Source organism: Streptomyces sp. NPDC107454, assembly GCF_055582885.1.
Genome location: NZ_JBVJPA010000007.1, coordinates 88,243 through 113,959, shown reverse-complemented (window position 1 = coordinate 113,959; position 25,717 = coordinate 88,243). Strand labels below are relative to the sequence as shown.

The window sequence follows — 25,717 nt, the reverse complement described above, 5'->3', positions numbered from 1 at the left end:
GACTGCTGTGCACAGCGTGACCAGCCTAATCGAGATCGGACGGTGATCTGCGCGCCCCGGGATTGTGCAGGGAATCAGGGTGCAGCGTTTCGCCAGTGTTTACGAACAGGACACCAGCGACGGGCCTACTGAGGCCAACTTGTTCAGACAAGTTCGCCGCACTACTCAAACCCTCGTGCGTACTCCTGGAGAGACCGTGACCGTGTTCCTGCCGAGGACCGCCGTCCTCACCGGCGGCCTCGCCGTCGCCGCCGCCCTCGCCCTCAGCGCCTGTGGCGCGGCCCCTGACGACAAGTCGACCACCGCCGACGGCAAGAGCGCGGCCACCGCGACCTCCGCCGCGGACTTCGGCGGCCTCGACGCCCTGGTCAAGGCCGCCAAGAAGGAGGGCACGCTGCACGCGATCGCGCTGCCCCGTGACTGGGCCAACTACGGCGCCCTGATCGACGGCTTCAAGAAGAAGTACGGCATCAAGATCGAGGTGGAGAACCCGGACGGCTCCAGCCAGGACGAGATCAACGCCGTGACGTCGAGGAAGGGGCAGGACCGTGCCCCGGACGTCCTCGACCTGGGCAGCTCGTTCGCGCTCAGCGCCGCCCAGCAGGGGCTGCTCGCGCCGTACAAGGTGACCGCCTTCGCCGACATCCCCGAGGGGCAGAAGGACGCGCAGGGCCGCTGGTTCAACGACTACGGCGGCTACATCTCCATCGGCTGCGACGCCAAGAAGGTCAAGGAGTGCCCGAAGACCTTCAAGGACCTGCTCAAGCCGGAGTACAAGGGCCAGGTCGCCCTCAACGGCAACCCGACCAAGTCCGGTTCGGCCTTCGGCGGCGTGTACGCGGCCTCGCTCGCGGCCGGCGGTTCGTTCGACGACATCCAGCCCGGCCTGGACTTCTTCGCCAAGCTGAAGAAGAACGGCAACTACACGCCCGTCGAGTCGACCCCGGCCACCGTCGAGAAGGGCGAGACCCCCATCAGCATCGACTGGGACTACCTGAACGCCGGTTACGCCGACGAGTTCAAGTCCAAGGGCGTCGACTGGACGGTCACGGTCCCCTCGGACGGCAAGTTCTCCCAGTACTACTCCCAGGCCATCAACAAGGCCGCCCCGCACCCGGCGGCCGCCCGCCTGTGGCAGGAGTACCTCTACAGCGCCGAGGGCCAGAACCTCTGGCTCAAGGGCTACGCCCGCCCGGCCCTGATGACCGCCATGCAGACCGCCGGCACCCTCGACAAGACCGCCGCCGCCAAGCTCCCCGTGGTGTCCGGCACGCCGAGCTTCCCGACCGAGGCCCAGCAGGCCAAGGCCAAGACGGTCCTCGCGCAGGGCTGGGGCAAGGCCGTCTCCGGATGACCACCGTCCTCACTGAGGCCGAGGCCGACGTGACGCCCGCCGCCGCCGCTTCCCAGCGGCGGCGGCGCCGCGCCCCCGGCTGGCTCGCCGTGCTCCCGCTGCTCGTCTTCGTCGCGATCGCCTTCGGCATCCCCGCCCTGGCCATGCTCAACGGCGCCTTCACCGTCAAGGACCAGACGACCGGCGCCACCTCGTACACCACGGCCAACCTGACCGACTCGCTCCAGGGCGCCTACCTCACCGCCCTGATCGGCAGCGTCAAGCTGTCCGCGGTCTCCGCGGGCATCGCGACCCTCCTCGGACTGCCGCTCGCGCAGGCCGTGGTGACCTCCCGCTTCCGCGCCCTGCGCGAGGCGGTCCTCACCGCGTCCGGCGTCCTCGCCAACTTCGGCGGCGTCCCGCTGGCCTTCGCGTTCGTCGCCACCCTCGGCAACGCGGGTGTCCTGACCGAGCACCTGAGCCTGAAGGACAAGGGCTGGAACCTCTACAGCTTCTGGGGCCTGGTCATCGTCTACCTGTACTTCCTGATCCCGCTGATGGTCCTCACCATCACGCCCGCCCTGGACGGCCTGCGCTCCCAGTGGCGCGAGGCGGCGCAGAACAACGGCGCCACCGGAATCCAGTACTGGCGGCACATCGCCCTCCCCGTCCTCACGCCCTCCCTGCTCGGCGGCCTCGTGCTGCTCTTCGGCAGCGCCTTCGCCGCGTACGCCACCGCGGCGGCCATGGTGGGCAGTGCGGTCCCGCTGGTCACCCTGCAGATCGCCGACGCCATCTCCGGCAACGTCCTGGTCGGCCAGGAGAACGTGGCGCTCGCCCTCAGCCTCGACATGGTCCTCATCGCGGGCCTGGTCATGGCCGTGTACCTGCCCCTGCAACGACGGAGCGCGCGATGGCTGGAAGCCTGAACAATCCCGCTCGGGTCCCGAAGCCCGCCCGCGGGGCGAACAAGTCCGTACGCGTACGTCCCTGGCGCGGGGTCGTCCTCGTCTGCGCCGGGCTCTACTTCCTGGTCCCGCTCGCCGCGTCCGTGATCTTCACGGTCGACGTGCCGAACCAGGGGATCACCTTCGACGCGTACCGCCAGATCGTCTCCGCCGACGGCTTCGGCTCCAGCCTGCTGCTCTCGCTGGAACTGGCCGCCGCCACCATCGCCGTGGTCCTGCTGCTGATGGTGCCCGCGATGGTCGCGCTGCGGCTCGGCGCGCCCAGGCTGCGCCCGGTGGTGGAGGTGATCTGCTCGCTGCCGCTGGTCGTCCCGCCGATCGCCTTCGTCGCCGGGATCGCCACGGTCCTCAAGTGGGGACCCGAGCATCTCTCCCGCACCCCGCTGTTCGAGACGTTCGTGGCCCTCCAGAACCCCGGCTTCCCGTTCGTGCTGGTCCTCGCGTACGTCGTGATGGCGCTGCCGTTCGTGTACCGGGCCCTGGACGCCGGGCTGCGCGCCGTCGACGTACGCACCCTCGTCGAGGCCGCGCGCAGCTGCGGGGCGAACTGGCCGCAGGCGCTGGTACGGGTCGTGCTGCCCAATCTGCGCGGGGCGCTGCTCAACGCCTCCTTCCTCACGCTGGCCCTGGTGCTCGGCGAGTTCACCGTCGCCCAGCTGCTCGGCTTCCAGCCCTTCGCCGTGTGGATCTACAGCGTCGGCGGCTCGCAGGCCCAGCTCTCCGTCGCCGTCTCCGTGCTCAGCCTGCTCGTCACCTGGGCCCTGCTCCTCTCGCTCGCCGGGCTCGGCGGGCGCTCCCGTTCCGCTTCCGCATCCCGGGGATGAACCATGACCGTCACCACGCTTGAGAAGGCCGCCGACGCCAAGGCCGCCACCGTCGAATTCCGGGGCCTTCGTCGGGAGTTCGGCCCGACCGTCGCCCTCGACGGCCTCGACCTGACCGTCCGTCCCGGTGAACTCCTCGCCCTGCTCGGCCCCTCCGGCTGCGGCAAGACCACCGCGCTGCGCATGCTCGCCGGGTTCGAACACCCCGACTCCGGCGAGGTGCTGGTCGACGGCGAGGACGTCACCCGGGTCCCGGCCCACCGCCGCGACGCGGGGATGGTCTTCCAGTCCTACAGCCTCTTCCCGCACCTCAGCGCCCTCGACAACGTGGCCTTCGGGCTGCGGATGCGCAAGGTGCGTACTGCCGAACGGCGTTCCCGCGCGGCCGAGTTGCTCGACCTCGTGGGCCTCGCCGACAAGGGCGAGCGGTTCCCGCACCAGCTCTCCGGCGGCCAGCAGCAGCGCATCGCGCTGGCCCGCGCGCTCGCCCTGCGTCCGCGCGTGCTGCTGCTCGACGAGCCTCTCTCCGCCCTGGATGCCAAGGTGCGGCTCACCCTGCGCGAGGAGATCCGCCGGCTTCAGCAGGAACTCGGCATCACCACACTGTTCGTGACGCACGATCAGGAGGAGGCGCTGTCCATGGCGGACCGTGTCGCCGTGATGCGGGCCGGGCGGCTCGAACAGTGCGCCGCGCCCGCCGAGCTGTACGGGCGGCCCGCGACCGCCTTCGTCGCCGAGTTCGTCGGCACGATGAGCCGGATTCCGGGGCGGCTGGACTCCGGCGTGGCCGAGGTGCTCGGACAGCGGCTGCCGGTCGACGGGGACGCGCCCGCCGCGACCGAGATCGACGTGCTCGTACGGCCCGAGGCGGTGCGGGTACGGGCCGACGAGGCCGGGACCGCCCGCGTCGTCGCCACCGCCTTCCTCGGCGCCGCCACCCGCGTCACCGTCCGGCTCCCGGACGCCACCGAGGTCAAGGCCGACCTGCCCACGCACGAGGCCGCCGGGCTCGGCTCGGGCGCCGCCGTGACGGTGAGCCTGCCGGAGCGGCCGGTGCTGGTCGCCGAGCGCACGCAGTAACCGACGCATCCCCCCACTGAGTTACGCCGAGTGAAAGAGAGCACCGTGACCCTCCGCACCACCTCCCCCCGACTCCCCCTCCAGGCCGTCCTGTTCGACATGGACGGCACGCTCGTGGACACCGAGCGGCTGTGGTGGGAGGCGGTGGAGCAGGTGGCCGAGGGGCTCGGGCGCCGGCTGACCGGGGCCGACCAGCCGGAGGTGCTCGGCCGGCCCGTCGAGTACACCGCCGGCTGGCTGGGCGGGATCACGGGCGCCGAGGTGGGGGAGATCGCCGCCGAGCTGCACCGGGAGTTCGCGCACCGGGTCCGCACCGGGATCGTGCCCCGCCCGGGTGCGCTGCGGCTCCTTGGCGAACTGGTCCGCGAGGGTGTCCCCACCGCCCTCGTGACCGCGTCGCCGCGCGCGGTCGCCGACACGGTCCTCGCGGCCCTCGGCGCCGAACACTTCGCGGTCTCCGTCACGGCCGACGACACCGAACGCACCAAGCCCGCCCCCGACCCCTACCTCGCCGCCTGCCAAGCCCTCGGCGTCGATCCCGCCGCGTGTGTGGCCGTGGAGGACACCGAGACGGGTGTGGCGTCCGCCGAGGCCGCGGGGTGTGCCGTGCTCGCCGTGCCCTCGCTCGCGCCGATCGACTCCGTACCCGGACGCACCGTCCTGACCAGCCTGGAGGAGGTGACCCCGGCCCGGCTGCGCGCCATGGTCGCGCCCCGCGAGCTGCGGGTGATGAGCTGGAACCTCTGGTACGGCGGGACGAAGGTCGACGACCACCGCGAGAAGCAGCTCAAGGTCATCGCCGAGACGGGCGCGGACGTGGTCGGCCTCCAGGAGACGTACGGCACCTCGGCACAGGAACTCGCCGAGGCCCTCGGCTGGCACCACCACCGGGCCGGCGAGAACCTCGGCGTCATCAGCCGCTACCCGATCACCGCCCGCCACGGCGACCCGGACGTCGGCTTCTACGGCGGCACCGGAGTACGCGTCCGGCTGGACGGTGGCCAGGAGGTGGACGTCTGGAGCGCCCACCTCGACTACACGCCGTACGGACCCTACGAGGCCCGCTTCGACGGGCTCCCGGCGGCCGAGCTGATCGCCCACGAGGGTGTCCGGCTGGAGCAGATGCGGGAGATCCTGCGGCGGATCACCGAGTCGGCGGCCGAGGCGGTCCCCGTGGTCCTGGTCGGTGACTTCAACGCGCCCTCGCACCTGGACTGGCCGGACGTCGAGTGGCCCGTGACCCGGGCCGCCGAGGAGGCGGGCCTGCGCGACTCCTACCGCGAGGCCCACCCCGACCCCGTGCGGGAGCCCGGCCACACCTGGTCGCCCGTCCACGTGGAGCACGAGGACGGCAGCGGGCGGCCCGAGCCGCAGGACCGGATCGACTTCGTGCTGCACCGGGGACTGACGGTGCTCGACTCCCGGGCGCTCGTCACCGGCACGCCGCGCCCCTGGCCCGAGGTCGCCGGCAACGACTGGCCCTCGGACCACGCCGCGGTCCTCACCACCTTCGCCGTCTGAACCGAGCGGCGGTCCAGGAAACCATTGCGGTGCGGGCGCGCCATCACGTAGGTTGATCCGCGCCCGCTACCAGCGAGTAACACCGATGGGTAACCAACCGTCGCCCGGCCACCCGACCGTCCTGTCGTCCTGGGGAGTCCATGCGCTGGTCCTTCGGCCGTCCCACCACGGTCCGTACGCGCATCGTGGCGCTCGCGCTCGCACCGGTGGTCGCCCTCATGGTGCTGTGGAGCTTCGCCATGGTGTCCGTCACCGGCGAACTGCGCGCGCTCGTCCGGGTCCAGGGGGTGTACGACGACTTCGGGACGCCCGTCGACACGGCGGTCGGCCAGATCCAGATCGAACGGCGGCTCGCGGCCACCTATCTGGGTGCCGACCACGGCACGGCGGCGGCCCTCGACCTGATGGAGCAGCAGCGCCGCACCGACCGCGCAGTGACCGCCATGCGGACGGCGATCCGGGACGGCGACCGCGGGCGGCTCTCCGGCAGACAACGGCAGGTGCTCGACGCCGTGCTGCGCTCCTTCGACGGGCTGGAGGGGCTGCGGGAGCGGGTGCTGTCCCGCGCCATCAGCTGGGACCGGGCGGTCACCGAGTACGGCGCCCTCGTGGAGCCGGGCTTCGACGTCCAGTCCGCCCTCACCGCGCTGCAGGCCGGACAGTTGGCTCGCGAGGCCCAGGTCGTCATCGAGCTGGTGCGAGTGAGGGAGTTCGTCTCGCGGGAGGACGCGCTCGTCGCCGGGGCGCGAGCCGCCGGATCGCTCACCGACCGCCAGTACGACACGCTCACCGCGACGATCGAGGACCGCCGGGTCTTCGAGCGGACGTATGTGCCCGACCTGCCCGCCGACTCGCGCGCCCTCTTCGAGGAGTTCCAGCGCGGCTCCCTGTACCGGGAGCTGACCCGGGGTGAGGACGCGCTGCTGCGGGCGGGCGCACGGGGTGCGGGGGAGGCCGTCGCGGCCGGCTCCTGGCGCACCACCACCGACCGGGCCGTCAAGCGGTACATGCAGCTGTGTACGCGGTCGGCCGTCAACTCCGCCGAACGCGGACGGGCCCTCGCCTACCGGGAGCTGGCCAAGGCGGCGATCGTCGGTGCACTCGGACTCGCCGCTGTCGGACTGTCCCTGTGGTTCGCCGTGCGCGGCGCCCGGCGCATCTCGCGCCGCCTGGAGACCCTCCGGGACGCCGCCGACCTCCTCACCACCCGCCAACTGCCCGACGTGATGCGGCGGCTCGGCGCGGGCGAGGACGTGGACGCCGCCACCGAGGCACCGCCCCTGGCCGACGGGGAGGCGGGAGCCGACGAGATCGGCCAGGTCGGCCGGTCCTTCAACACCGCCCGCCTCGCGGCCGTCGAGGCCGCCGTCAAACAGGCCACCCTGCGCCGCGGGCTGTTCGCGGTGCTCCTCAACATCGCCCGCCGCAACCAGGCGCTCGTCCACCGCCAGCTCAAACTGGTCGACACGCTGGAGCGGCGCACCGAAGACCCGGACGTCCTGGATGACCTGTTCCGGATCGACCACCTCACCACCCGGATGCGGCGCCACGCGGAAAGCCTGATCATCCTCTCCGGCGCGGCGCCCGGCCGCAGATGGCGCAGGCCCGTACCGGTCGCCCGGGTGGTGGCCTCCGCGGTGAGCGAGATCGAGGAGTACGCGCGCGTCGTGGTCCCGCCGATGCCGGAGGTGGGCGTGGCGGCGGACGCCGTCGCCGACGTCGTCCATCTGATCGCCGAACTCGTCGAGAACGCCACCGTGTTCTCACCGCCCCAGACCCAGGTCACCCTGCGCACCGGCCGGGCCGGGGGCGGGTTCGTCCTGGAGATCGACGACCGGGGCCTCGGTCTCGAACCCGAACAGATCGAGGAGGCACACCGCACCCTCACCACGCCGGACGACTTCGACCCGACCCGGCACGACCGGCTCGGGCTGTACGTGGTGGGGCGGCTCGCCGCACGGCACGGCATCGAGGTCACGTTGTGCCGGTCGCCGTACGGCGGTACGACGGCGGTGGTGCTGCTGCCGGAGACGGTCCTCGCGCCGGTCGACCCCGAGCGGCCGGGACCGGCGGCGGACAGGGACCCGCGGGCACTGCCGTCGCGCACCTCCCGGACCTCGGAGACGTCCTGGACCTCCGAGGCCTCCCGGAAGGGCGCCGCGGTCCTTGAGAAGCAGCGGGAGGCACCTGAGCGGCACGCGGACCGTGCGCCCAGGAACGCCCCCGCCACGAGCCCGCCCGCGCTGCCCACCCGCGTCCGGCAGACCTCCCTCGCCCCCGAACTGCGCACCGAGGGCCCCGCCGCCGACGAGCCGTCGCAGCGCGAGGTCACCCCCGAGGAGGTCCGCGCGGTCTTCGGCGCCTTCCAGCGCGGCCTCGACCGTGGCCGCAAGGGCCTGCCCACCGGGCCCGGATCCGAGCGGCGAACCGACACCGAGGAAGGGACGGATGCCGACGATGCTCCGTGACCAGAGCCCCGAGCACTCCGAGCGGGCCTCCGAGCCCCGGGGCAGCACCCCCGAACCGCCCGGCACGGACCTCGGCTGGCTGCTCGACGACCTCGTGGCCAGGACCGACCACGTCCGCCAGGCCGTGCTCCTCACCGCCGACGGCCTCCCGCTGAGCTGCTCGGACGGCATGCGCCGACGGGACATCGAGCACCTCGCCGCCGTCTGCTCCGGCTTCCACAGCCTGGCCCGCTCGGCCGGTGAACGCTTCGCCGCGGGGGAGGTGCGCCAGACCATGGTGATGCTCGACGACGCCTACCTCTTCATCACCCCGGCGGGCGACGGCAGCCGGCTGGCCGTCCTGAGCGAGGTGCAGACGGACGTCGGACAGCTCGCCCACGAGATGGCGTTGCTGGTGCGCCGCGTCGGCCGCCACATGGCCGCCGCCGTACGGTCGGCCGCCGACCCCGCGGGCCCCTGACCCGGCCGTGACCGACGACCACTGGTACGAGGACGAGACCGGGTCGATGGTGCGGCCCTACACCGTGACCCGGGGCCGGACCCGGCCCTCGGACCGGCACACGATCGATCTGATGTCGCGGGTCACCGCCCTGAGGACGGAAGAGGGCCGGCCGGGTGTCGACCACGCAGGCGCCGCCCTGCTGGCCCTGGTGCGCCACGGACCCCGGCCGGTCGTCGAGCTCGCCGCCGACGCCGACCTGCCCCTGACCGTCGTACGCGTGCTGCTCGGCGATCTGGCCGAGGCCGGTCTCGTACGCATCGACGCGCCCCGGCGGCCGGAACAGGGCGGCCCGGCGGCCGACCCCGAGCTGCTGCGCGAGATCGTGGAGCGACTGCGCGCGCTGTGAGAACGGGACGCGGGCCGTGCGGCCGGGACGGCTCCGCACGGCGAGGTCGCGTCGGCTCGTCACGGCGTCTGTGACCTGCGCCTCAGCGGTTTTGGGCCCCGCCCGGGGGCGCGCAACGAATCGCCGCCGGAGGCGAGGCGCACGCAACGATTCGTCCACCGGCGCGCAACGGCTCCTCCTTGTCCCCCCGAGCCCCCCGCCCGTACCGTCTAAGCAGCCCCCGACACCCCTCCGTACCCGTGAGGACCACGCATGCGCACAGCCCTGCTCCAGAGCTCCGGCCGCCCCGGCTCGGTCGTCGAGAACCTGAAGGTCCTCGACGAGGCCGCGGGCCGCGCCGCCGCTGCCGGCGCCGGGCTCGTGGCGGCGCCGGAGATGTTCCTCACGGGGTACGCGATCGGCGACGACATCGGCCGCCTCGCCGAGCCCGCCGACGGGGACTCCGCCGACGCGATCGCGGCGATCGCCACCCGCCACGGCGTCGCCGTCGTCTACGGCTACCCCGAGCGCGAGGGCGATACGGTCTACAACTCCGCGCAGATCGTCTCCGCCGACGGCACCCGCCTCGCGAACTACCGCAAGACCCACCTCTTCGGCTGCTTCGAGCGCGACCACTTCACGCCCGGCGAGCAGCCCGTCGTCCAGGCGGAGCTGAACGGCCTCCGCGTCGGCCTCATGATCTGCTACGACGTCGAGTTCCCGGAGAACGTCCGGGCGCACGCCCTCGCCGGCACCGACCTCCTCGTCGTGCCGACCGCGCAGATGCACCCCTTCCAGTTCGTCGCCGAGGCCGTCGTCCCGGTGCGCGCCTTCGAGAACCAGATGTACGTCGCGTACGTCAACCGGGTCGGCCAGGAGGGCGAGTTCGAGTTCGTCGGACTGTCCACGCTGGCCGGCCCCGACGGGATCGCCCGTACCCGGGCCGGACGCGGTGAGGAACTCGTCCTGGCCGACGCCGACCCCGACTTCCTCGCGGCCTCGCGCGAGGCGAACCCGTATCTGAAGGACCGCCACCCCGGCCTCTACGGGTCGCTCGTCTGACAACCCGGCCGCTCCCCGGCGCCTCGCCTCCCCTCACCAGCTTTCCCGCAAGGAGTCCGTACCCCATGACGTCCACGGTGCCCACCGCCGTCCAGCACGCCGACGCGCAGCAGCCGCCGATCACCATGTTCGGGCCGGACTTCCCGTACGCGTACGACGACTTCCTCGCCCACCCGGCGGGCCTCGGCCAGATACCCGCGACCGAGCACGGCACCGAGGTCGCGGTCATCGGCGGCGGCCTGTCCGGCATCGTGGCCGCCTACGAGCTGATGAAGATGGGCCTCAAGCCCGTCGTCTACGAGGCCGACGAGATCGGTGGTCGCCTGCGGACCGTGGGCTTCGAGGGGTGCGACCCGTCGCTCACCGCCGAGATGGGCGCCATGCGCTTCCCGCCCTCCTCCACCGCCCTCCAGCACTACATCGACCTGGTGGGTCTGGAGACCCGGCCGTTCCCCAACCCGCTCGCGGAGTGCACCCCCTCGACGGTCGTCGACCTCAAGGGCGAGTCGCACTACGCGACCACCGTCGACGACCTGCCGCAGGTCTACCGCGACGTGATGAACGCCTGGAACGCCTGCCTCGAAGAGGGCGCCGACTTCTCCGACATGAACCAGGCCATGCGTGAGCGCGATGTGCCGCGCATCCGCGAGATCTGGGCGAAGCTCGTCGAGAAGCTCGACAACCAGACCTTCTACGGTTTCCTCTGCGACTCGGACTCCTTCAAGTCCTTCCGGCACCGCGAGATCTTCGGCCAGGTCGGCTTCGGCACCGGAGGCTGGGACACCGACTTCCCGAACTCGATCCTCGAGATCCTGCGCGTCGTCTACACCGAGGCCGACGACCACCACCGCGGCATCGTCGGCGGCTCCCAGCAGCTGCCGCTGCGCCTGTGGGAGCGCGAGCCGCAGAAGATCGTGCACTGGGCCTACGGCACCTCGCTCGCGAAGCTGCACGACGGCACGCCGCGCCCGGCCGTGACCCGGCTGCACCGCACCGCGGGCAACCAGATCACCGTCACCGACGCGAACGGCGACATCCGCACCTTCAAGGCGGCGATCTTCACCGCCCAGTCCTGGCTGCTGCTCTCCAAGATCGCCTGCGACGACTCGCTCTTCCCGATCGACCACTGGACGGCGATGGAGCGCACCCACTACATGGAGTCGAGCAAGCTCTTCGTACCCGTGGACCGGCCCTTCTGGCTCGACAAGGCCGTCGACGACAGGGGAAATCCGACGGGGCGTGACGTCATGTCGATGACGCTCACCGACCGCATGACCCGCGGGACCTACCTCCTCGACGAGGGCCCGGACAAGCCCGCCGTCATCTGCCTCTCGTACACGTGGTGCGACGACAGCCTGAAGTGGCTGCCGCTGTCCGCGAACGAGCGGATGGAGGTCATGCTGAAGTCGCTCGGCGAGATCTACCCGCAGGTCGACATCAGGAAGCACATCATCGGCAACCCGGTGACCGTGTCCTGGGAGAACGAGCCCTACTTCATGGGCGCGTTCAAGGCCAACCTGCCCGGCCACTACCGCTACCAGCGCCGCCTGTTCACGCACTTCATGCAGGACACACTGCCCGAGGACAAGCGGGGCATCTTCCTCGCGGGCGACGACATCTCCTGGACGGCAGGCTGGGCCGAGGGCGCCGTGCAGACCGCGCTGAACGCGGTCTGGGGCGTCATGCACCAGCTGGGCGGAGCGACCGACCCGACCAACCCCGGGCCCGGCGACCTCTACGACGAGATCGCGCCGGTGGAACTGCCCGAGGACTAGGACCTGTCCGGGCCGGCCTTCGTGGGGCGGCCGGTCAGATTCCGGCCGCGCGGGCCGCCGCGTACACCTCGGCGGCCAGGTCCTTGAGCTCCTCGGCGTCCCGCGGGCCGTCCTGGAGGTCGACGAAGTACTCGTCGAGGCCGATCTCGGCGTACGGCACCAGGTCCGACACGATCTGGTCGACGTTGCCCTGGAAGGGCTGGCGGTCCGCGCCGTCGTAGGCCTTGGCGGAGTAGCGCGTGTTGATCCGCGCCACCGACTGGATCGGCTCGGTGCGCCCGCGCTCGGCCGCGAAGTCCTGCACCTGCCGCCACTGGGCGGCGAGTTGGTCGGCGCCTCCCTGGGCCACGGGTTGCCAGCCGTCGCCGCGGTCCACGAGCCGGGTCAGCGCCTTCTTGCTGAAGGCGGGCAGCAGGATCGGGATCGGCCGGGCCGGCTTCGGGGCGACCACGGCCGACTCGATCTTGGTCAGGCGGCCCTCGTACGACACCGGGTCCGGGCCCCACACCGCGCGGCACACGTCGAGGACCTCGTCCAGGACCCGGCCCCGCTCCTCGAACGGCGCCACGCCCGCCGCGGCGTACTCGTCGAGCGACCAGCCGGTACCGAGCCCCGCCACGACCCGGCCGCCGCTCGCCGCGTCCAGTGTGCCGAGGGCCCTGGCCAGCTGGAACGGGCCGTGCAACGGGGCGACCAGGACGCTGGTGCCCAGCCGCGCCCGCTGCGTGGCCGCCGCGGCCAGCGTCAGGGTCACCAGCGGCTCGGCGACCCCGCGGTAGGAGTCGGGCCAGGGCAGGTCCGGGACGCCGTACAGCCCCTGCGTGGCGGGGTCCGGGAACAGGGCGCGCTCGAACACCCACAGGCTCTCGTAGCCGATCTCCTCAGCCGTGCGCGCCACGTCCGGGACGTCTCGACCGATGTCGTACTGGCGTGTTTGAGGAAGACTCAGACCCAGCCGAGCAGCCATGCTTGTGCTCCTTCGCGTCAGGCACTTGAACCGTGAACGTATCGCGTACGAGCGTGAGTTACATGCCGTACGCGGGGATATGGCCTGATCCGTCCCCCAGGGGCGTGAGCAGCATCCGGCCCGCCAGGCCGACCGCGGCGCCGAGACGGTCGGCGAACTCCTCGGCGAGGTCGGGGAGTCCGCGCAGCGCCCACAGAGCCCGCGCCGCCGACCAGGCCGCGTCGCGGGCCCTCTCCAGGCTCCACGAGCCGAGCAGATGGGTGAGCGGATCGGCGATCTGGAGGAGGTCGGGGCCCGGCATCAGATCTTCGCGGACGCGCTCCTCCAGCGAGACGAGGAGGTCACCCACGCGCTCGAACTCGTCCTCCAGGTCGGCTGGTTCGCAGCGGAGCGTACGGCAGGTGTCCACAACGGCGAGCGCCAGATCGTGTCCGATGTGCGCATTGATGCCCGCGAGCGCGAACTGCAGCGGGCGTACTCCCGGATGGCGCCGGAACTGGAACAACGGGCGCCAGCAAGCGGGCGGGGACCCCTCCTCGGCCACGCGCAGATAGCGCTCGGCGAAACGTACATCCAGCGTGACCGCGGCCTCGCCGTCCGGGAATTCCCCCGCGTCCAGGCGCCGTTCGACCTCCTCCGTGACGGTGAGGTAGACGCGGTTGAAGACCGCGATTCCGTCCTGCTCCGGCAGGGTCGCCGCCAGGGTGCGCATCCGGGAGGCGATGGCGTCCACGGGGGTGGTGAACTGTTCCAACTGCGTCATGGGGGCAGGTTCCCAGCCCTAGGCTGACCGGAGTCGCCGCCTGGCCGGGCGCATCCCCAGAACGGGGGAACTCGCCCGTGTCGTCAGGCGCGGATGTTGCCGGGAGTGGCGGAAACGTGGTGGGAACCGGGGGGAGCGGTACGTGTCAGGCTTACGTGCGCGGCGCCTGGCCGCACGCAGGGCCGAGCGCAGGCGGGCGGCCCGGCGCGCCGCCATGGTCGCGGCGGCCTCGGTCGTCGTGGCGGTCGGCGCGGTGACGGGGATGATGTCCGCCCTCGACCGCGAGCGCCTCTCCGACGACGCCCGACCGCTGGTGACCCGCTCGCCCGGCCTCCGGCCGCCGCCCGCCGTACCGACTCCCTCCCCGCCCGGGACCTCTGCCGCGCCGTCCCCGTCCCCGTTCTCGTACCCCCCGTCCCCGAAGCCGAGCCCGACGCCCTCACCGAGCAGGAAGGAGCCGGCGACCGTGGCAGCCCCCGCCCTGCTCTACAGCCACCCCGACTCCCAGGTCCTGGACTGGGTCGCGTCCCACCCCGGCGACCACCGGCGCGCGGTCATCGAGTCCCGGATCGCCGACCGCCCGGCCGCCGTCTGGTTCGCCGACTTCACCCCCGCCACCATCACCGCGCGGGTCAGGGCGGTGACCGCGGGCGCCGCGGCCGAGGGCCGGGTCCCGGTCGTCGTGCCGTACGCCATCCCGCAGCGCGACTGCGGCGGGGCCTCACAGGGCGGCGCACCCGACCTCGCCGCGTACGACGGCTGGATCGACGGCTTCGCGGCGGGCCTCGGCGACGACGAGGTCATCGTCGTCCTGGAGCCCGACTCGGTCGCCCAGGCCGACTGCCTCCCCGCGACCGACCGGGCCGCCCGCTTCGCCTCGCTGGCCCGCGCCGGCCGCGTCCTCAAGGCCGCCGACCCCCGGGCCCGCGTCTACTACGACGCCGGCCACTCGGGCTGGAACCCGGCCGCCCAGCAGGCCGCGCTCCTCGCACGGGCGGGCGCCGCCTCGGCCGCCTCCTCCGACGGCGTCTTCACCAACGTGTCCAATTTCCACCGTACGAGCGACGAGATCGCGTACGCCCGGCAGGTGCTGTCCGCGCTGGGCGGCCCCGCGAGTCTCGGCGCCGTCATCGACACCAGCCGCAACGGCAACGGTGCCCCGGCCGACGGGGAGTGGTGCGATCCAGCGGGCCGGAAGATCGGCCGGGCGCCGACCCTGAACACCGGGGAGGCAAGGATCGACGGCTATCTGTGGGTGAAGCTGCCGGGGGAGTCGGACGGGTGCAAGGGCACACCTGGAACGTTCTCGGCGGAGTACGCCTATGAGCTGGCGCGCTGATCGTCCGCGTCGTCGTACGAGGACGTGCCGGAGTCCAGCAGGGGCTCCTGGGTCTTGAGGTGGGCCGGGGCCATCGCCCGCAGCGCGTGGTACCCGGTGATCACGACGAGCGTGCCGAGCGCGATGCCGCTGAGCGAGAAGTTGTCCGTGAACTTCAGTGAGACGCCACCGACGCCGATGATGATGCCCGCGGCGGCCGGCACCAGGTTCAGCGGGTTGCGCAGGTCGACCCGGGCGTTGAGCCAGATCTGGGCGCCGAGCAGGCCGATCATGCCGTACAGGATGACGGTGATGCCGCCGAGCACGCCGCCCGGGATCGCGGCCACGATCGCGCCGAACTTGGGGCAGAGGCCGAAGAGGAGGGCGAAGCCCGCGGCGGCCCAGTAGGCGGCCGTGGAGTAGACGCGGGTCGCGGCCATCACGCCGATGTTCTCGGAGTACGTGGTGTTGGGCGGGCCGCCGACCGCCGTGGAGAGCATCGAGGCGACGCCGTCCGCGGAGATCGCGGTGCCCAGCTTGTCGTCCAGCGGATCACCGGTCATCTCGCCGACGGCCTTGACGTGCCCCGCGTTCTCGGCGACCAGCGCGATCACGACCGGCAGCGCGACGAGGATCGCCGACCACTGGAACGACGGGCCGTGGAAGGACGGCAGTCCGATCCAGTCCGCCTTGCCGACGCCGGAGAGGTTCAGCCGCCAGTGGTCGGTGAGTTTGCCGCTCGCGTCCACCGAGTGGATCTTTCCGAAGACCCGGTCGAAGACCCAGGAGATCCCGTACCCGAAGAGCAGGCCCAGGAAGATCGCGATCCGTGACCAGAAACCGCGCAGACACACGACCGCCAGACCGGTGAGCAGCATGGTGAGCAGGGCCGTCCACTGGTCCTGCGGCCAGTACGTGGACGCCGTCACCGGCGCCAGGTTGAAGCCGATCAGCATGACGACCGCGCCCGTGACGATCGGTGGCATCGCGGCATGGATGATCCGGGCCCCGAACCGCTGCACGGCCAGGCCCACCAGGAACAGCGCGACGCCGACGACGAACACCGCGCCGGTCACCGTGGCGCTGGTGCCGCCCTGTGCGCGGATCACCGCGGCGACGCCCACGAAGGAGAGCGAACAGCCGAGGTAGCTGGGCACCCGGCCGCGGGTGGCGAGCAGGAAGATGACCGTCGCGAAGCCGGACATCATGATCGCGAGGTTCGGGTTCAGACCCATGAGCACGGGTGCCACGAACGACGCCCCGAACATCGCCACCACGTGCTGGGCGCCGAGCCCGATCGTGCGCGGCCACGAGAGGCGTTCATCGGGGCGGACAACCGCTCCGGGCGCGGGCGTCCGCCCGTCGCCGTGCAGTTTCCAGCGCACGCCGAGGTCCATGGTGAGTTTCGCTTTCTTCGTACGTGAAACTTTGTCCGGACCATTGTCACGGGTACCTGGCGGTCCTACGCTCGCACGGTCTTACTCATGAACTGCGTTCATATTTCTGATCGGAGGCTTGATGAGTGCGCGACCCCGTCTGGCTGTCCTCCTCGCCGCCGTGGCCACCTTCGCGGCGGTCGTCGTCCCCTCCGCCTCGGCCCACGCGGCGCCGAAGGCCCCCCGGACCGCCGTCCTCGACGGCACCCGGCTCCAGCAGACCCGACTCCGCCTCGACCGCGGGGATCCCCAACTGAAGCGCGCGCTCAAGGACTTGACGGCCCGCGCCGACAGCTGGCTGCCCCAGGGCCCCTGGACGGTCGTCGACAAGCCCAAGCCCGCCCCCGGCGGCGACGTCCACGACTACCTGAGCCAGGCCCCGTACTGGTGGCCCTCCCAGCCCAAGACCGCGGACAACCCCTGGGGCTGCCCGTACGTCCAGCGCGACGGCCAGCGCAACCCCGAGGTCGACACCGGCACCGACCGGCAGGACGTCGAGAAGGTCTTCGACTCGACGTACGACCTCGCCCTCGCCTGGTACTACACCGGCAGAAAGCAGTACGCCGAGAAGGCCGCCACCGTGCTGCGCACCTGGTTCCTCGCCCCGGCCACCCGGATGAACCCGAACCTCGACCACGGGCAGTTCATCCCCTGCAAGTACGACGGCCGGGCCATCGGCATCATCGACTTCTCGCAGTCCTACACCAGCGTCCTGGACGCGATCGCGATCCTGGAGACGGGCGCACCCGGCTGGTCGAAGAGCGACCGCACCGCCATGCGCGCCTGGAACACCGACTTCCGCGACTGGCTGGAGAACAGCGCCTTCGGCGGCGAGGAGGGCGCCGCCAAGAACAACCACGGCACCTTCTACGACATGCAGCTCGCCGCCCTGGCGTACGCGACCGGCGACGAGGACCTCGCCCGCCGGACCGTCCTCGGTGCGGAGTCCAAGCGGATCGACCCGCAGGTCGCCGCGGACGGCAGCCAGCCCCAGGAGCTCTCCCGCACCCGCAGCTGGCACTACTCGACCTTCGACCTCGTCGCCTATACCCGCCTCGCGGCCATCGGCCGGCACGTCGGCGTGAACCTGTGGCGGTACACGGGGCCGGACGGCCAGACCCTGGCGAAGGCGGTCGACTATCTGCTGCCCGCCGCGACGGGCACCGCGCCGTGGTCCTACCCGGAGCTGGAGTTCCACCGCTACGCGGCGAGCGACATCGTGCACGCGGCGGCCGACGCGGGGGACCGGGCGGCCCGGGCCGCGGTGCCGAAGCTGGAGACACCGCCCGGCGGCGACCTGTGGACACTGCGGCCCGCCGCCGAGCAGCTGGACTCGATCGCCGGCTGACCGGAGAGCCCCCGAACACCCTGATCAGGGGCTCCTGAGCGGCCGCTTAGGATGGGGGTGTCCCCACCGTCCCCACCGGCACCCTCAGGAGCCCCGCCCGTGACCGCCGAAGCACCCGCCGCCCCCGCCCTCTCCCACGGGCGGCTCCTCCCCGTCACCGTCCACTTCGACGACCTGGACGCACTCGGCCTGCTCCACAACGCCCGCTACCCGGTCATGGTCGAACGCGCCTGGACGGCCCTGTGGAACGACCAGGGATTCCTGGCCTACGAGGGTGACTGGGAGGCGGCGGGCGACTTCTGCAACGCCGTCAAGGAACTGCGGATCAGCTACGAGGCCCCGGTCAACCGCCCCGGCGAGTACGCCGTCCACCTCTGGCTGGAGCGCCTGGGGAACACCGGACTGACGTACGGCTTCCGCTTCTGCTCGGCCGACGGCGCGCTCACGTACGCGCACGGGACGCGGGTCCTCGTCCGGCTCGACGCCGCGACGCTGCGCCCCACGCCCTGGAGCGACCGCTTCAGGGCCGTGGGTCGGGAACTGCTGCGGTCGCGGGACTGACCTTGGGCCGGTTGCGCTCGCCCGCGCGCAGCACCCCCGCGAACGCGGCAAGGCCGCACGCCAGCACCGTCACCAGCCCGAACGACACCACCAGGCTCGTCGCCTGTGCCAGCGTGCCGATCGCGCTCGGCGCGACCAGGCCGGAGGTGTACGTGATGGTGGCGACGCCCGCGATGGCCTGACTGGGGTTGGGGCCGCTGTGCCCCGCCGCCGCGAAGCAGAGCGGGACGACGACCGCGATGCCGAGACCCATCAGGGCGAAGCCGCTCATCGCCACGGCAGGCTGGTCCGCGACGACGACGAGCAGCCCCCCGAGCACGGCGAGACCGCCGCCGGCCCGCACCGTGCGCACCGCGCCGAACCGGTTGACCACCGCGTCGCCCACGATCCGGGCCAGTGCCATGGTCAGCATGAATCCGGTCGTCGACGCGGCCGCAAGACCGGCAGAGCTGCCCAGCTCGTCCTTCAGGTACACCGCCGACCAGTCCAGACTGGCGCCCTCCGCGAACACGGCGCAGAAGCCGACCGCGCCGATGAGCAGGGCGGACTTGGGCGGCAGCGCGAAGCGCGGCGGCGGGGCCTCGTCCTCGGTCGGTCGCAGGTCCAGCACCCATCGGCAGGCGGTCAGACCCAGGACCGTCAGGACCCCGGCCGCCAGCGTGTGGTGCAGGCGCGCGTCCGAACCGAGGTGGGCGGCGAGGGTGCCGCCCGCCGAGCCGACCAGGGCGCCCGCGCTCCACATCCCGTGCAGCCCCGACATGATCGACTTGCCGAGGCGGCTCTCGATCTCGACGCCGAGCGCGTTCATCGCCACGTCCGCCATGCCCGCCGACGCGCCGTAGACGAAGAGTGCCGGGCACAGCGTGTAGATGTTCGGCGCGAGGGACGGGAGGATCAGCGACAGCGTCCACAGGGACATCAGCCCGCGCAGCGCGGTACGGGCGCCGAAGCGGTGGCTGATCCGGCCCGCCAGCGGCATCGCGACGGAGGCCCCGATCGCCGGGAACGCGAGGGCCAGTCCGAGCTGGCCGGTGCTGACGGACGCGTGGTCCTGGATCCAGGGGACACGGGTCGCGAACGAGCCCGTCACCCCTCCGTGCACGGCGAAGACGGCGGCCACGGCGTACCGCGCCCGCTTCACCTCACGCAGGTCGTAGACCATGTAACCCATCTTTCCCGCCCCTCCAGGCTCTGCTCCCCGCGCTGCCGCCGTAAACTATCAGGAACCCTGCCTGATAGATAGATGATTTACTGGCCACCGACTGCGCGACTGATCTGGGAGGATCCCGGCATGCCCGCATCACCAAGCACAGCCCGGGCCATCAACGACCGCCTCGCCCTGCGCCTGCTCCAGCAGGAAGGCCCCCTGACGGCAGGACAGTTGAAGCAGCTCACGGGACTGTCCCGGCCCACCGTCGCCGACCTCGTCGAACGCCTCGCGGCCGCCGGACTGATCGAGGTGGTGGGGGAGTCGGGGGAGCAGCGCCGCGGCCCCAACGCCCGTCTGTACGGGATCGTCGCCGACCGGGCCCATCTCGCCGCCCTCGACGTCCGCACCGAGGGCGTCTCGGTCGTCGTCTCGGACCTCCTCGGCAGGGAGCTGGCCCGGGCGTCGGTGCCGATCGCGGACGATACCGGCACCGGGCCCGCCGTCGAGCAGGCGGTCACGCTGGTCGAACGCGCGGCCAAGGAGGCCGGGGCGGAGCGCCTGCACACCGTCGGCGTCGGAGCCCCCGGCCTCATCGACCCCGCCACCGGCGAACTCCGCGACTCCTCCGGCCTGCCCGAGTGGCACCGCCGTCTGGTCGCCGCCCTCCAGGAACGGCTGCCCGCCCGCGTGATCGTCGAGAACGAGACGAACCTCGCCGCCCTCGCGGAGCAGCGTGACGGCGCCGCCCGCGACCGCGACACGTTCGTCCTGCTCTGGCTCGGCCACGGCACCGGCGCGGCCGTCGTCCTCGACGGCAGACTCCGTCGTGGGGCGTCCGGCGGCACCGGCGAGATCGGCTTCCTGCCGGTGCCGGGCACGTCGACGCTGCCCTCGGCCACGGACTGCGAGGGCGGGTTCCACTCCCTGGCGGGGTCCGCCGCGATCGCGGAACTCGCGGCCGGCCACGGGCTGGTGGCGACAGCGGTGTCGCCCGGCGAACCGGAAGCGGCGGCGCTGGTGAGGCAAGCGGTGGCGGCCCTCACCTCGCCCTCTCCTTCGCGCTCCCTCGCCCCCTCCCCCTCTCCTTCGCCTTCCCCCTCCCCTTCTCCTGCGGCTTCCTCCGCAGCCGACCGCTTCCTCTCCGCCCTCGCCGACCGCCTCGCCATCGGCGCGGCGTCCGTCGTGGCCGTTCTCGACCCCGGGTGCGTGGTGCTCGGCGGTGAGGTGGGGCAGGTGGGCGGTGAGGTGCTGGCCGCGCGGGTCGGCGAGCGACTCGCCCGGATGTCCCCGCTGCCGGTCGAGGTGCGCGCGAGCGTGCTGGGCGGCGGCGCGGTACTCCGCGGAGCGCTCCTGACGGCCCGGGAGTCAGCCCAGGACGACCTCTTCGCGCCACGCTCCCGGTGATTCGATGCGGGCGCGCCCCGCAAGGGGAGACCCGGCGGCGGGGCAAGGGCCTCCGTCACCGCCGCCGGGTCGCTCAAGGGGCGAGTGCGACACCTCGGCTTCGACAAACCATTGATCATGGACTCTAAGTGGACTAGACCAGGGCGGTCAATGGGTACGGACCAAGGGGCGATCGCGTCAAGCGCGAGAAGTCTCGCGGGAGTTGACCTCCCGCGATGCGCCGGAGAAGTCCATCAGGACGACCTGTGAGGCACCCCACAGGCGTTCGCTCGCATGGACGTGGATCAGACGTGGCACACTGATGCTGTACCAGAAGCAGCGCACTCCGGGGTCGGTGAAAGTCCGAACCGGCGGTTATAGTCCGCGACCCGGTCGCTTCCAGCGGCCGGTTGACCAGGTGAAATTCCTGGACCGACGGTTAAAGTCCGGATGGGAGGCAGTGCGCGGCGGGCGGGCATTCGTGCGCGCTGCCGTTTGTTTCGGCGCGTCCTTCGGGACGTGTCGCCCCATGCGGCTCGCTCCCGGTGTCGCAGTCCGCTCATTCTGTCGTCATCGACAGGCCCCGGAGTCCGTGCCCCATGAGGCAGGAGGACCCGGGAAGTGTTCACCGGAATCGTCGAAGAGCTGGGTGAGGTCACCGCCGTCGAAATTCTCGACGACGCCTCCCGTTTCCGTCTGCGTGGCCCCGTCGTCACACAGGGCGCACAGCATGGCGACTCCATCGCCGTGAACGGCGTCTGTCTCACGGTCGTCGAACACGAAGGCGACGAATTCACCGCCGACGTCATGGCCGAAACCCTGGACCGCTCCAGCCTCGGCGCCCTGACCGTCGGCTCCCGCGTCAACCTGGAACGCCCGATGGCCGTGGGCGAGCGCCTCGGCGGCCACATCGTCCAGGGCCATGTCGACGGCACGGGCACGGTCATCGAGCGCAAGCCGTCCGAGAACTGGGAGATCGTGAAGATCTCCCTCCCCGCGGACCTCTCCCGCTACGTGGTCGAGAAGGGTTCCATCACCGTCGACGGCATCAGCCTGACGGTGGTCGACGCGGGCCCGGACTTCTTCACCGTCAGCCTCATCCCCACCACCCTCGACCTGACCACGCTCGGCCACAAGCAGGCCGGCGACCCGGTGAACCTCGAGGTGGACGTCATCGCCAAGTACGTCGAGCGACTGCTCGGCGCCCGTGGCGAGCGGCCGGCCGCGCTGCCCGACACCCAGGGGAGCGGACGGTGAACTGGCTGAACTCCGAGGCGTTCACGCTCCTCGGACAGCACATCAAGTGGTCGGACATGATCGGCAACATCATCGGTCTGATCGGCCTCGCACTCGGCTGGCTGCGCTCCATATGGAGCTGGCCCGTACAACTCCTGTCCGGCGTCGTCCTGTTCGCGGCCTTTGCCAGCGGCCATCTCTCCGGCAGCGCCGGAAAGCAGGTCGTGGTCATCGTCGTCGCCGTGTGGGGCTGGTGGCAGTGGAACCGCGGCAAGGCGGAGGGCCAGGGCGGCCACATCTCCGTACGGTTCGCCACCTGGCGCGAGCGCGCCTGCATGGTGGGCGCCGCCGCCGTCGGCACGCTCGCGGTCAGCGGTCTGTTCCACGCGTACCCGAACCTGTCCTGGGACCCCTGGCCGGACGCGTACATCTTCGTCGGCACGATCGTCGCCATGTATGCGCAGGCCCGCGGCATGGTCGAGTTCTGGTTCGCCTGGCTGCTGGTCGACGTGGTGGGCGTCCCGCTCAACTTCGCCAACGGCTACGCCTTCTCCGGTTTCGTCTACGTCGTCTACGGCGCACTCGTCCTGTCGGGCATGCGCGACTGGTGGCTGCGCTCCCGCAAGGCCGGGCAGCCCGTTCTGGAAGGAGCCCCCGCATGACCATGGCACCCGTCTGGTACAGCACGGGACACGATCAAGATGCTTCGGACTTCGCGCTCGACCCGGTCGAGAAGGCCATCGCCGACATCGCGGCGGGCCGACCGATCGTGGTCGTCGACGACGAGGACCGGGAGAACGAGGGCGACCTCGTCATCGCCGCCGAGAAGGCGACCCCCGAGATCATCGCCTTCATGATGAGCGAGTGCCGCGGGCTGATCTGCGCACCCATGGAGGGCGACGAACTCGACCGCCTCCAGCTTCCCCAAATGGTCGAGAACAACACCGAGTCGATGAAGACCGCGTTCACCGTCTCGGTGGACGCCTCCGCCGCCCACGGCGTGTCCACCGGCATCTCCGCGGCCGACCGCGCCACCACCCTGCGGCTGCTGGCCGGCGGCGAGGCCGAGGCGGGCGACTTCGTGCGCCCCGGCCACATCTTCCCGCTGCGCGCCAAGCCCGGCGGTGTCCTCGTCCGCAACGGTCACACCGAGGCCGCCGTCGACCTCGCCCGGCTCGCCGGCCTGCGCCCGGCCGGCGCGATCGTCGAGATCGCCGGGGAGGACGGACGCATGCTCCGCCTGCCCGAGCTGATCCCGTTCGCCCGCAAGCACGGTCTGACGATCATCTCCATCGAGGACCTGATCGCCTACCGCCGCACCGCGGAGCCCACCGTCCGCCGCGAGGCCAAGACGCAACTGCCCACCGCCTTCGGCGAGTTCACGGCGTACGGCTATCGCTCCACCGTGGACGGCGTCGAGCACGTCGCCCTGGTGCACGGCGAGATCGGCGACGGCGAGGACGTCCTCGTCCGTGTCCACTCCGAGTGCCTGACCGGTGACATCTTCCACTCGCTGCGCTGCGACTGCGGCCCCCAGCTCCAGACCTCCATGGAGCGCATCCAGGCCGAGGGCCGGGGTGTCGTGGTCTACCTGCGCGGGCACGAGGGGCGCGGCATCGGCCTGTTGTCCAAGCTGCGCGCCTACGAGCTCCAGGAGCGGGGCCGCGACACCCTCGACGCCAACCTGGAACTCGGCCTGCCCGTCGACGCCCGGGACTACGGCGCGAGCGCGCAGATCCTGGAGGACCTCGGCGTCCACAGCCTGCGTCTGCTGACCAACAACCCCGACAAGACCGACGCGCTGGTCCGGCACGGCCTCAAGGTCACGCGCCGGGAGCCGATGCCCGTACAGGCGGGCGAGCACAACCTCCGTTACCTGCGCACCAAGCGGGACCGGATGGGTCACGACCTGCCCTGGCTCGACACGGCCCCCGTGTCCGCCTGCGGCAACCAGTAACAAGAAAGCACTGAGGAGAGACGTGAGCGGCAAGGGTGCACCTGAACTGTCCGTACGCAACTGCGGCGACCTGCGGGTCGCGGTCATCGCGGCGCAGTGGCACGAAAAGGTGATGGACGGCCTCGTCAACGGCGCGCTGCGCGCCCTGCACGAGCTCGGGATCGACGAGCCGACCCTACTCAGGGTTCCCGGCAGCTTCGAACTGCCGGTCGTCGCCAAGGTCCTCGCGGGCCGCGGCTACGACGCGGTTGTCGCGCTCGGCGTCGTCATCCGCGGCGGTACCCCGCATTTCGAATACGTGTGCCAGGGCGTCACCCAGGGCCTCACCCAGGTCTCCATCGAGACCGGCGTCCCCATCGGCTTCGGCGTGCTGACCTGCGACACCGAAGAGCAGGCTCTCGACCGTGCGGGTATCGAGGGCTCGAACGAGGACAAGGGGCACGAGGCGGTGACGGCCGCCGTGGCGACCGCGGCCACACTGCGCTCAGTATCCGAACCCTGGCACTGAGGCAGGGGCGGTAGCGCGTAGGGTGGGCAGCATCATGTCCAAGAAGACGTTCGAGGAGCTCTTCACCGAGCTCCAGCACAAGGCCGCCACCGGCGATCCCACCACTTCGCGCACCGCCGAACTGGTCGGCAAGGGCGTCCATGCCATCGGCAAGAAGGTCGTCGAAGAGGCCGCCGAGGTCTGGATGGCCGCCGAGTACGAGGGCAAGGACGCCGCCGCCGAGGAGATCTCGCAGCTCCTCTACCACGTTCAGGTGATGATGGTGGCGCGCGGGATCTCCCTCGACGACGTGTACGCCCACCTCTGAGCCGTAAACCCCGCAATCCCGTACGTATCGTACGCACGAACGAAGGAAGCCGACCTCATGCTGCGCATCGCCGTCCCCAACAAGGGTTCCCTGTCAGGCCCTGCGGCGGAGATGCTGCATGAGGCCGGCTACCAGCAGCGCCGGGAGTCCAAGGAACTGCGCATCGTCGACCCGGGCAACGAGGTCGAGTTCTTCTACCTCCGCCCCCGCGACATCGCGATCTACGTCTCCTCCGGTCGCCTGGACATCGGCATCACCGGCCGCGACCTGCTCATCGACTCGGGCGCCAACGCGGAGGAGATCCTCCCGCTCGGCTTCGCCCGCTCGACGTTCCGCTTCGCCACCAAGCCCGGCACCGCCAAGGGCATCGAGGACCTCGGCGGTATGACGGTCGCCACCTCCTACGAGGGCATCGTGGCCAAGCACCTCGCCGACAGCGGCATCGACGCCTCCGTCGTCCACCTCGACGGCGCCGTCGAGACCGCGATCGAACTCGGTGTCGCCGAGGTCATCGCGGACGTCGTCGAGACCGGCACCTCGCTGCGCAACGCGGGCCTCGAGGTCTTCGGCGACCCGATCATGAAGTCCGAGGCCGTCGTCATCCGCCGGGTCGGGGCCGACACCTCCGAGGATGCCGAGCCCAAGGTGCAGCAGTTCCTGCGCCGCCTCCAGGGCGTCCTGGTCGCACGGACGTACGTGATGATGGACTACGACTGCCGCGCCGAGCACCTGGAGAAGGCCGTCGCGCTCACGCCCGGCCTGGAGTCGCCGACCATCTCCCCGCTGCACAACGAGGGCTGGGTCGCCGTCCGTGCCATGGTGCCCGCCAAGGAGGCCCAGCAGATCATGGACGACCTGTACGCCCTCGGCGCGCGGGCCATCCTGACCACGGCCATCCACGCCTGCCGCCTCTGAGGACCCCGAC

The 25,717-nt window shown here is 71.5% G+C and carries 24 protein-coding genes and 1 riboswitch; of the genes, 20 read left to right on the top strand and 4 right to left on the bottom strand.

Features of this window, described 5'->3' with window-relative positions; all coding sequences use genetic code 11:
- The first annotated feature begins 196 nt into the window (after nt 1–196).
- From ACZ69M_RS18740 to ACZ69M_RS18695, 10 genes are all read left to right on the top strand, one after another.
- The gene (locus ACZ69M_RS18740; protein ID WP_470051136.1) at nt 197–1,354 is read left to right on the top strand and encodes an ABC transporter substrate-binding protein; all 1,158 of its coding nucleotides are present in this window, start codon (nt 197–199) and stop codon (nt 1,352–1,354) included.
- Complete coding sequence (locus tag ACZ69M_RS18735; RefSeq protein ID WP_470051134.1) at nt 1,351–2,262, top strand: ABC transporter permease; 912 nt, start codon at nt 1,351–1,353, stop codon at nt 2,260–2,262. Before ACZ69M_RS18740 ends, ACZ69M_RS18735 begins: the two co-directional genes overlap by 4 nt.
- Complete coding sequence (locus tag ACZ69M_RS18730; RefSeq protein ID WP_470051132.1) at nt 2,247–3,125, top strand: ABC transporter permease; 879 nt, start codon at nt 2,247–2,249, stop codon at nt 3,123–3,125. The genes ACZ69M_RS18735 and ACZ69M_RS18730 overlap by 16 nt, the downstream gene beginning before the upstream one ends.
- Nucleotides 3,126–3,128: 3 nt before the next feature.
- Nucleotides 3,129–4,205: an ABC transporter ATP-binding protein gene (locus ACZ69M_RS18725; protein ID WP_075027524.1), complete on the top strand. Its 1,077-nt coding sequence runs from the start codon at nt 3,129–3,131 to the stop codon at nt 4,203–4,205.
- A 45-nt stretch (nt 4,206–4,250) separates the two neighbouring features.
- A complete protein-coding gene (locus ACZ69M_RS18720) occupies nt 4,251–5,726 on the top strand; it encodes an HAD-IA family hydrolase (RefSeq protein ID WP_470051130.1) in 1,476 nt (491 codons plus the stop codon).
- Between the two features lie 140 nt (nt 5,727–5,866).
- Entirely contained in the window at nt 5,867–8,194 is a 2,328-nt protein-coding gene (locus ACZ69M_RS18715) for a sensor histidine kinase (protein ID WP_470051128.1), read from the top strand.
- Nucleotides 8,184–8,654, top strand: coding sequence for a roadblock/LC7 domain-containing protein (locus tag ACZ69M_RS18710; protein ID WP_470051690.1), 471 nt, complete (start codon nt 8,184–8,186; stop codon nt 8,652–8,654). Before ACZ69M_RS18715 ends, ACZ69M_RS18710 begins: the two co-directional genes overlap by 11 nt.
- 7 nt (nt 8,655–8,661) lie before the next feature.
- Entirely contained in the window at nt 8,662–9,042 is a 381-nt protein-coding gene (locus tag ACZ69M_RS18705; RefSeq protein WP_403694961.1) for a DUF742 domain-containing protein, read from the top strand.
- Nucleotides 9,043–9,294: 252 nt separating this feature from the next.
- Complete coding sequence (locus ACZ69M_RS18700) at nt 9,295–10,083, top strand: carbon-nitrogen hydrolase family protein (protein WP_470051126.1); 789 nt, start codon at nt 9,295–9,297, stop codon at nt 10,081–10,083.
- Nucleotides 10,084–10,148: 65 nt separating this feature from the next.
- Nucleotides 10,149–11,858, top strand: coding sequence for a flavin monoamine oxidase family protein (locus tag ACZ69M_RS18695; protein WP_470051124.1), 1,710 nt, complete (start codon nt 10,149–10,151; stop codon nt 11,856–11,858).
- 34 nt (nt 11,859–11,892) lie between these two features.
- On the opposite strand, the gene ACZ69M_RS18690 is transcribed toward ACZ69M_RS18695, so the two are convergent.
- Nucleotides 11,893–12,825: an LLM class F420-dependent oxidoreductase gene (locus ACZ69M_RS18690; RefSeq protein WP_470051123.1), complete on the bottom strand. Its 933-nt coding sequence runs from the start codon at nt 12,823–12,825 to the stop codon at nt 11,893–11,895.
- A gap of 58 nt (nt 12,826–12,883) precedes the next feature.
- A complete protein-coding gene (locus tag ACZ69M_RS18685) occupies nt 12,884–13,588 on the bottom strand; it encodes a DUF5995 family protein (RefSeq protein ID WP_470051121.1) in 705 nt (234 codons plus the stop codon).
- Nucleotides 13,589–13,802: 214 nt separating this feature from the next.
- Between ACZ69M_RS18685 and ACZ69M_RS18680 the strand changes: the two genes are divergently transcribed.
- Nucleotides 13,803–14,927 carry a glycoside hydrolase family 6 protein gene (locus ACZ69M_RS18680; protein WP_470051688.1) on the top strand — a complete coding sequence of 375 codons (1,125 nt, stop codon included), beginning with the start codon at nt 13,803–13,805 and terminating at the stop codon, nt 14,925–14,927.
- On the opposite strand, the gene ACZ69M_RS18675 is transcribed toward ACZ69M_RS18680, so the two are convergent.
- Nucleotides 14,909–16,303: a uracil-xanthine permease family protein gene (locus ACZ69M_RS18675; RefSeq protein WP_470051120.1), complete on the bottom strand. Its 1,395-nt coding sequence runs from the start codon at nt 16,301–16,303 to the stop codon at nt 14,909–14,911. The two genes, ACZ69M_RS18680 and ACZ69M_RS18675, sit on opposite strands and share 19 nt — an antisense overlap.
- Before the next feature lie 121 nt (nt 16,304–16,424).
- Here ACZ69M_RS18675 and ACZ69M_RS18670 point away from each other — a divergent pair, with 121 nt between their 5' ends.
- Nucleotides 16,425–17,690 carry an alginate lyase family protein gene (locus ACZ69M_RS18670; RefSeq protein ID WP_470051118.1) on the top strand — a complete coding sequence of 422 codons (1,266 nt, stop codon included), beginning with the start codon at nt 16,425–16,427 and terminating at the stop codon, nt 17,688–17,690.
- A gap of 99 nt (nt 17,691–17,789) precedes the next feature.
- Entirely contained in the window at nt 17,790–18,251 is a 462-nt protein-coding gene (locus ACZ69M_RS18665) for an acyl-CoA thioesterase (RefSeq protein ID WP_470051116.1), read from the top strand.
- On the opposite strand, the gene ACZ69M_RS18660 is transcribed toward ACZ69M_RS18665, so the two are convergent.
- Nucleotides 18,211–19,413, bottom strand: coding sequence for an MFS transporter (locus ACZ69M_RS18660; protein WP_470051686.1), 1,203 nt, complete (start codon nt 19,411–19,413; stop codon nt 18,211–18,213). The genes ACZ69M_RS18665 and ACZ69M_RS18660 overlap by 41 nt on opposite strands.
- Before the next feature lie 129 nt (nt 19,414–19,542).
- Between ACZ69M_RS18660 and ACZ69M_RS18655 the strand changes: the two genes are divergently transcribed.
- The 7 genes from ACZ69M_RS18655 (at nt 19,543) to hisG (ending at nt 25,707) form a co-directional block, all read left to right on the top strand.
- On the top strand, nt 19,543–20,805 hold the full coding sequence (locus ACZ69M_RS18655; RefSeq protein WP_470051114.1) for an ROK family transcriptional regulator: 1,263 nt from the start codon (nt 19,543–19,545) through the stop codon (nt 20,803–20,805).
- 316 nt (nt 20,806–21,121) lie between these two features.
- A riboswitch (FMN riboswitch) is annotated at nt 21,122–21,252 on the top strand.
- 153 nt (nt 21,253–21,405) lie between these two features.
- The gene (locus ACZ69M_RS18650; RefSeq protein ID WP_470051112.1) at nt 21,406–22,041 is read left to right on the top strand and encodes a riboflavin synthase; all 636 of its coding nucleotides are present in this window, start codon (nt 21,406–21,408) and stop codon (nt 22,039–22,041) included.
- The gene (gene pnuC / locus ACZ69M_RS18645; protein ID WP_470051110.1) at nt 22,038–22,682 is read left to right on the top strand and encodes a nicotinamide riboside transporter PnuC; all 645 of its coding nucleotides are present in this window, start codon (nt 22,038–22,040) and stop codon (nt 22,680–22,682) included. The genes ACZ69M_RS18650 and pnuC overlap by 4 nt, the downstream gene beginning before the upstream one ends.
- Nucleotides 22,679–23,977 carry a bifunctional 3,4-dihydroxy-2-butanone-4-phosphate synthase/GTP cyclohydrolase II gene (locus tag ACZ69M_RS18640; protein WP_470051109.1) on the top strand — a complete coding sequence of 433 codons (1,299 nt, stop codon included), beginning with the start codon at nt 22,679–22,681 and terminating at the stop codon, nt 23,975–23,977. The genes pnuC and ACZ69M_RS18640 overlap by 4 nt, the downstream gene beginning before the upstream one ends.
- A 22-nt stretch (nt 23,978–23,999) precedes the next feature.
- Nucleotides 24,000–24,485: a 6,7-dimethyl-8-ribityllumazine synthase gene (gene ribH / locus ACZ69M_RS18635; protein ID WP_352049238.1), complete on the top strand. Its 486-nt coding sequence runs from the start codon at nt 24,000–24,002 to the stop codon at nt 24,483–24,485.
- A 34-nt stretch (nt 24,486–24,519) separates the two neighbouring features.
- The gene (locus ACZ69M_RS18630) at nt 24,520–24,792 is read left to right on the top strand and encodes a phosphoribosyl-ATP diphosphatase (RefSeq protein WP_054236279.1); all 273 of its coding nucleotides are present in this window, start codon (nt 24,520–24,522) and stop codon (nt 24,790–24,792) included.
- Nucleotides 24,793–24,849: 57 nt separating this feature from the next.
- Complete coding sequence (gene hisG, locus ACZ69M_RS18625; protein WP_075027511.1) at nt 24,850–25,707, top strand: ATP phosphoribosyltransferase; 858 nt, start codon at nt 24,850–24,852, stop codon at nt 25,705–25,707.
- Nucleotides 25,708–25,717 lie beyond the last annotated feature (10 nt).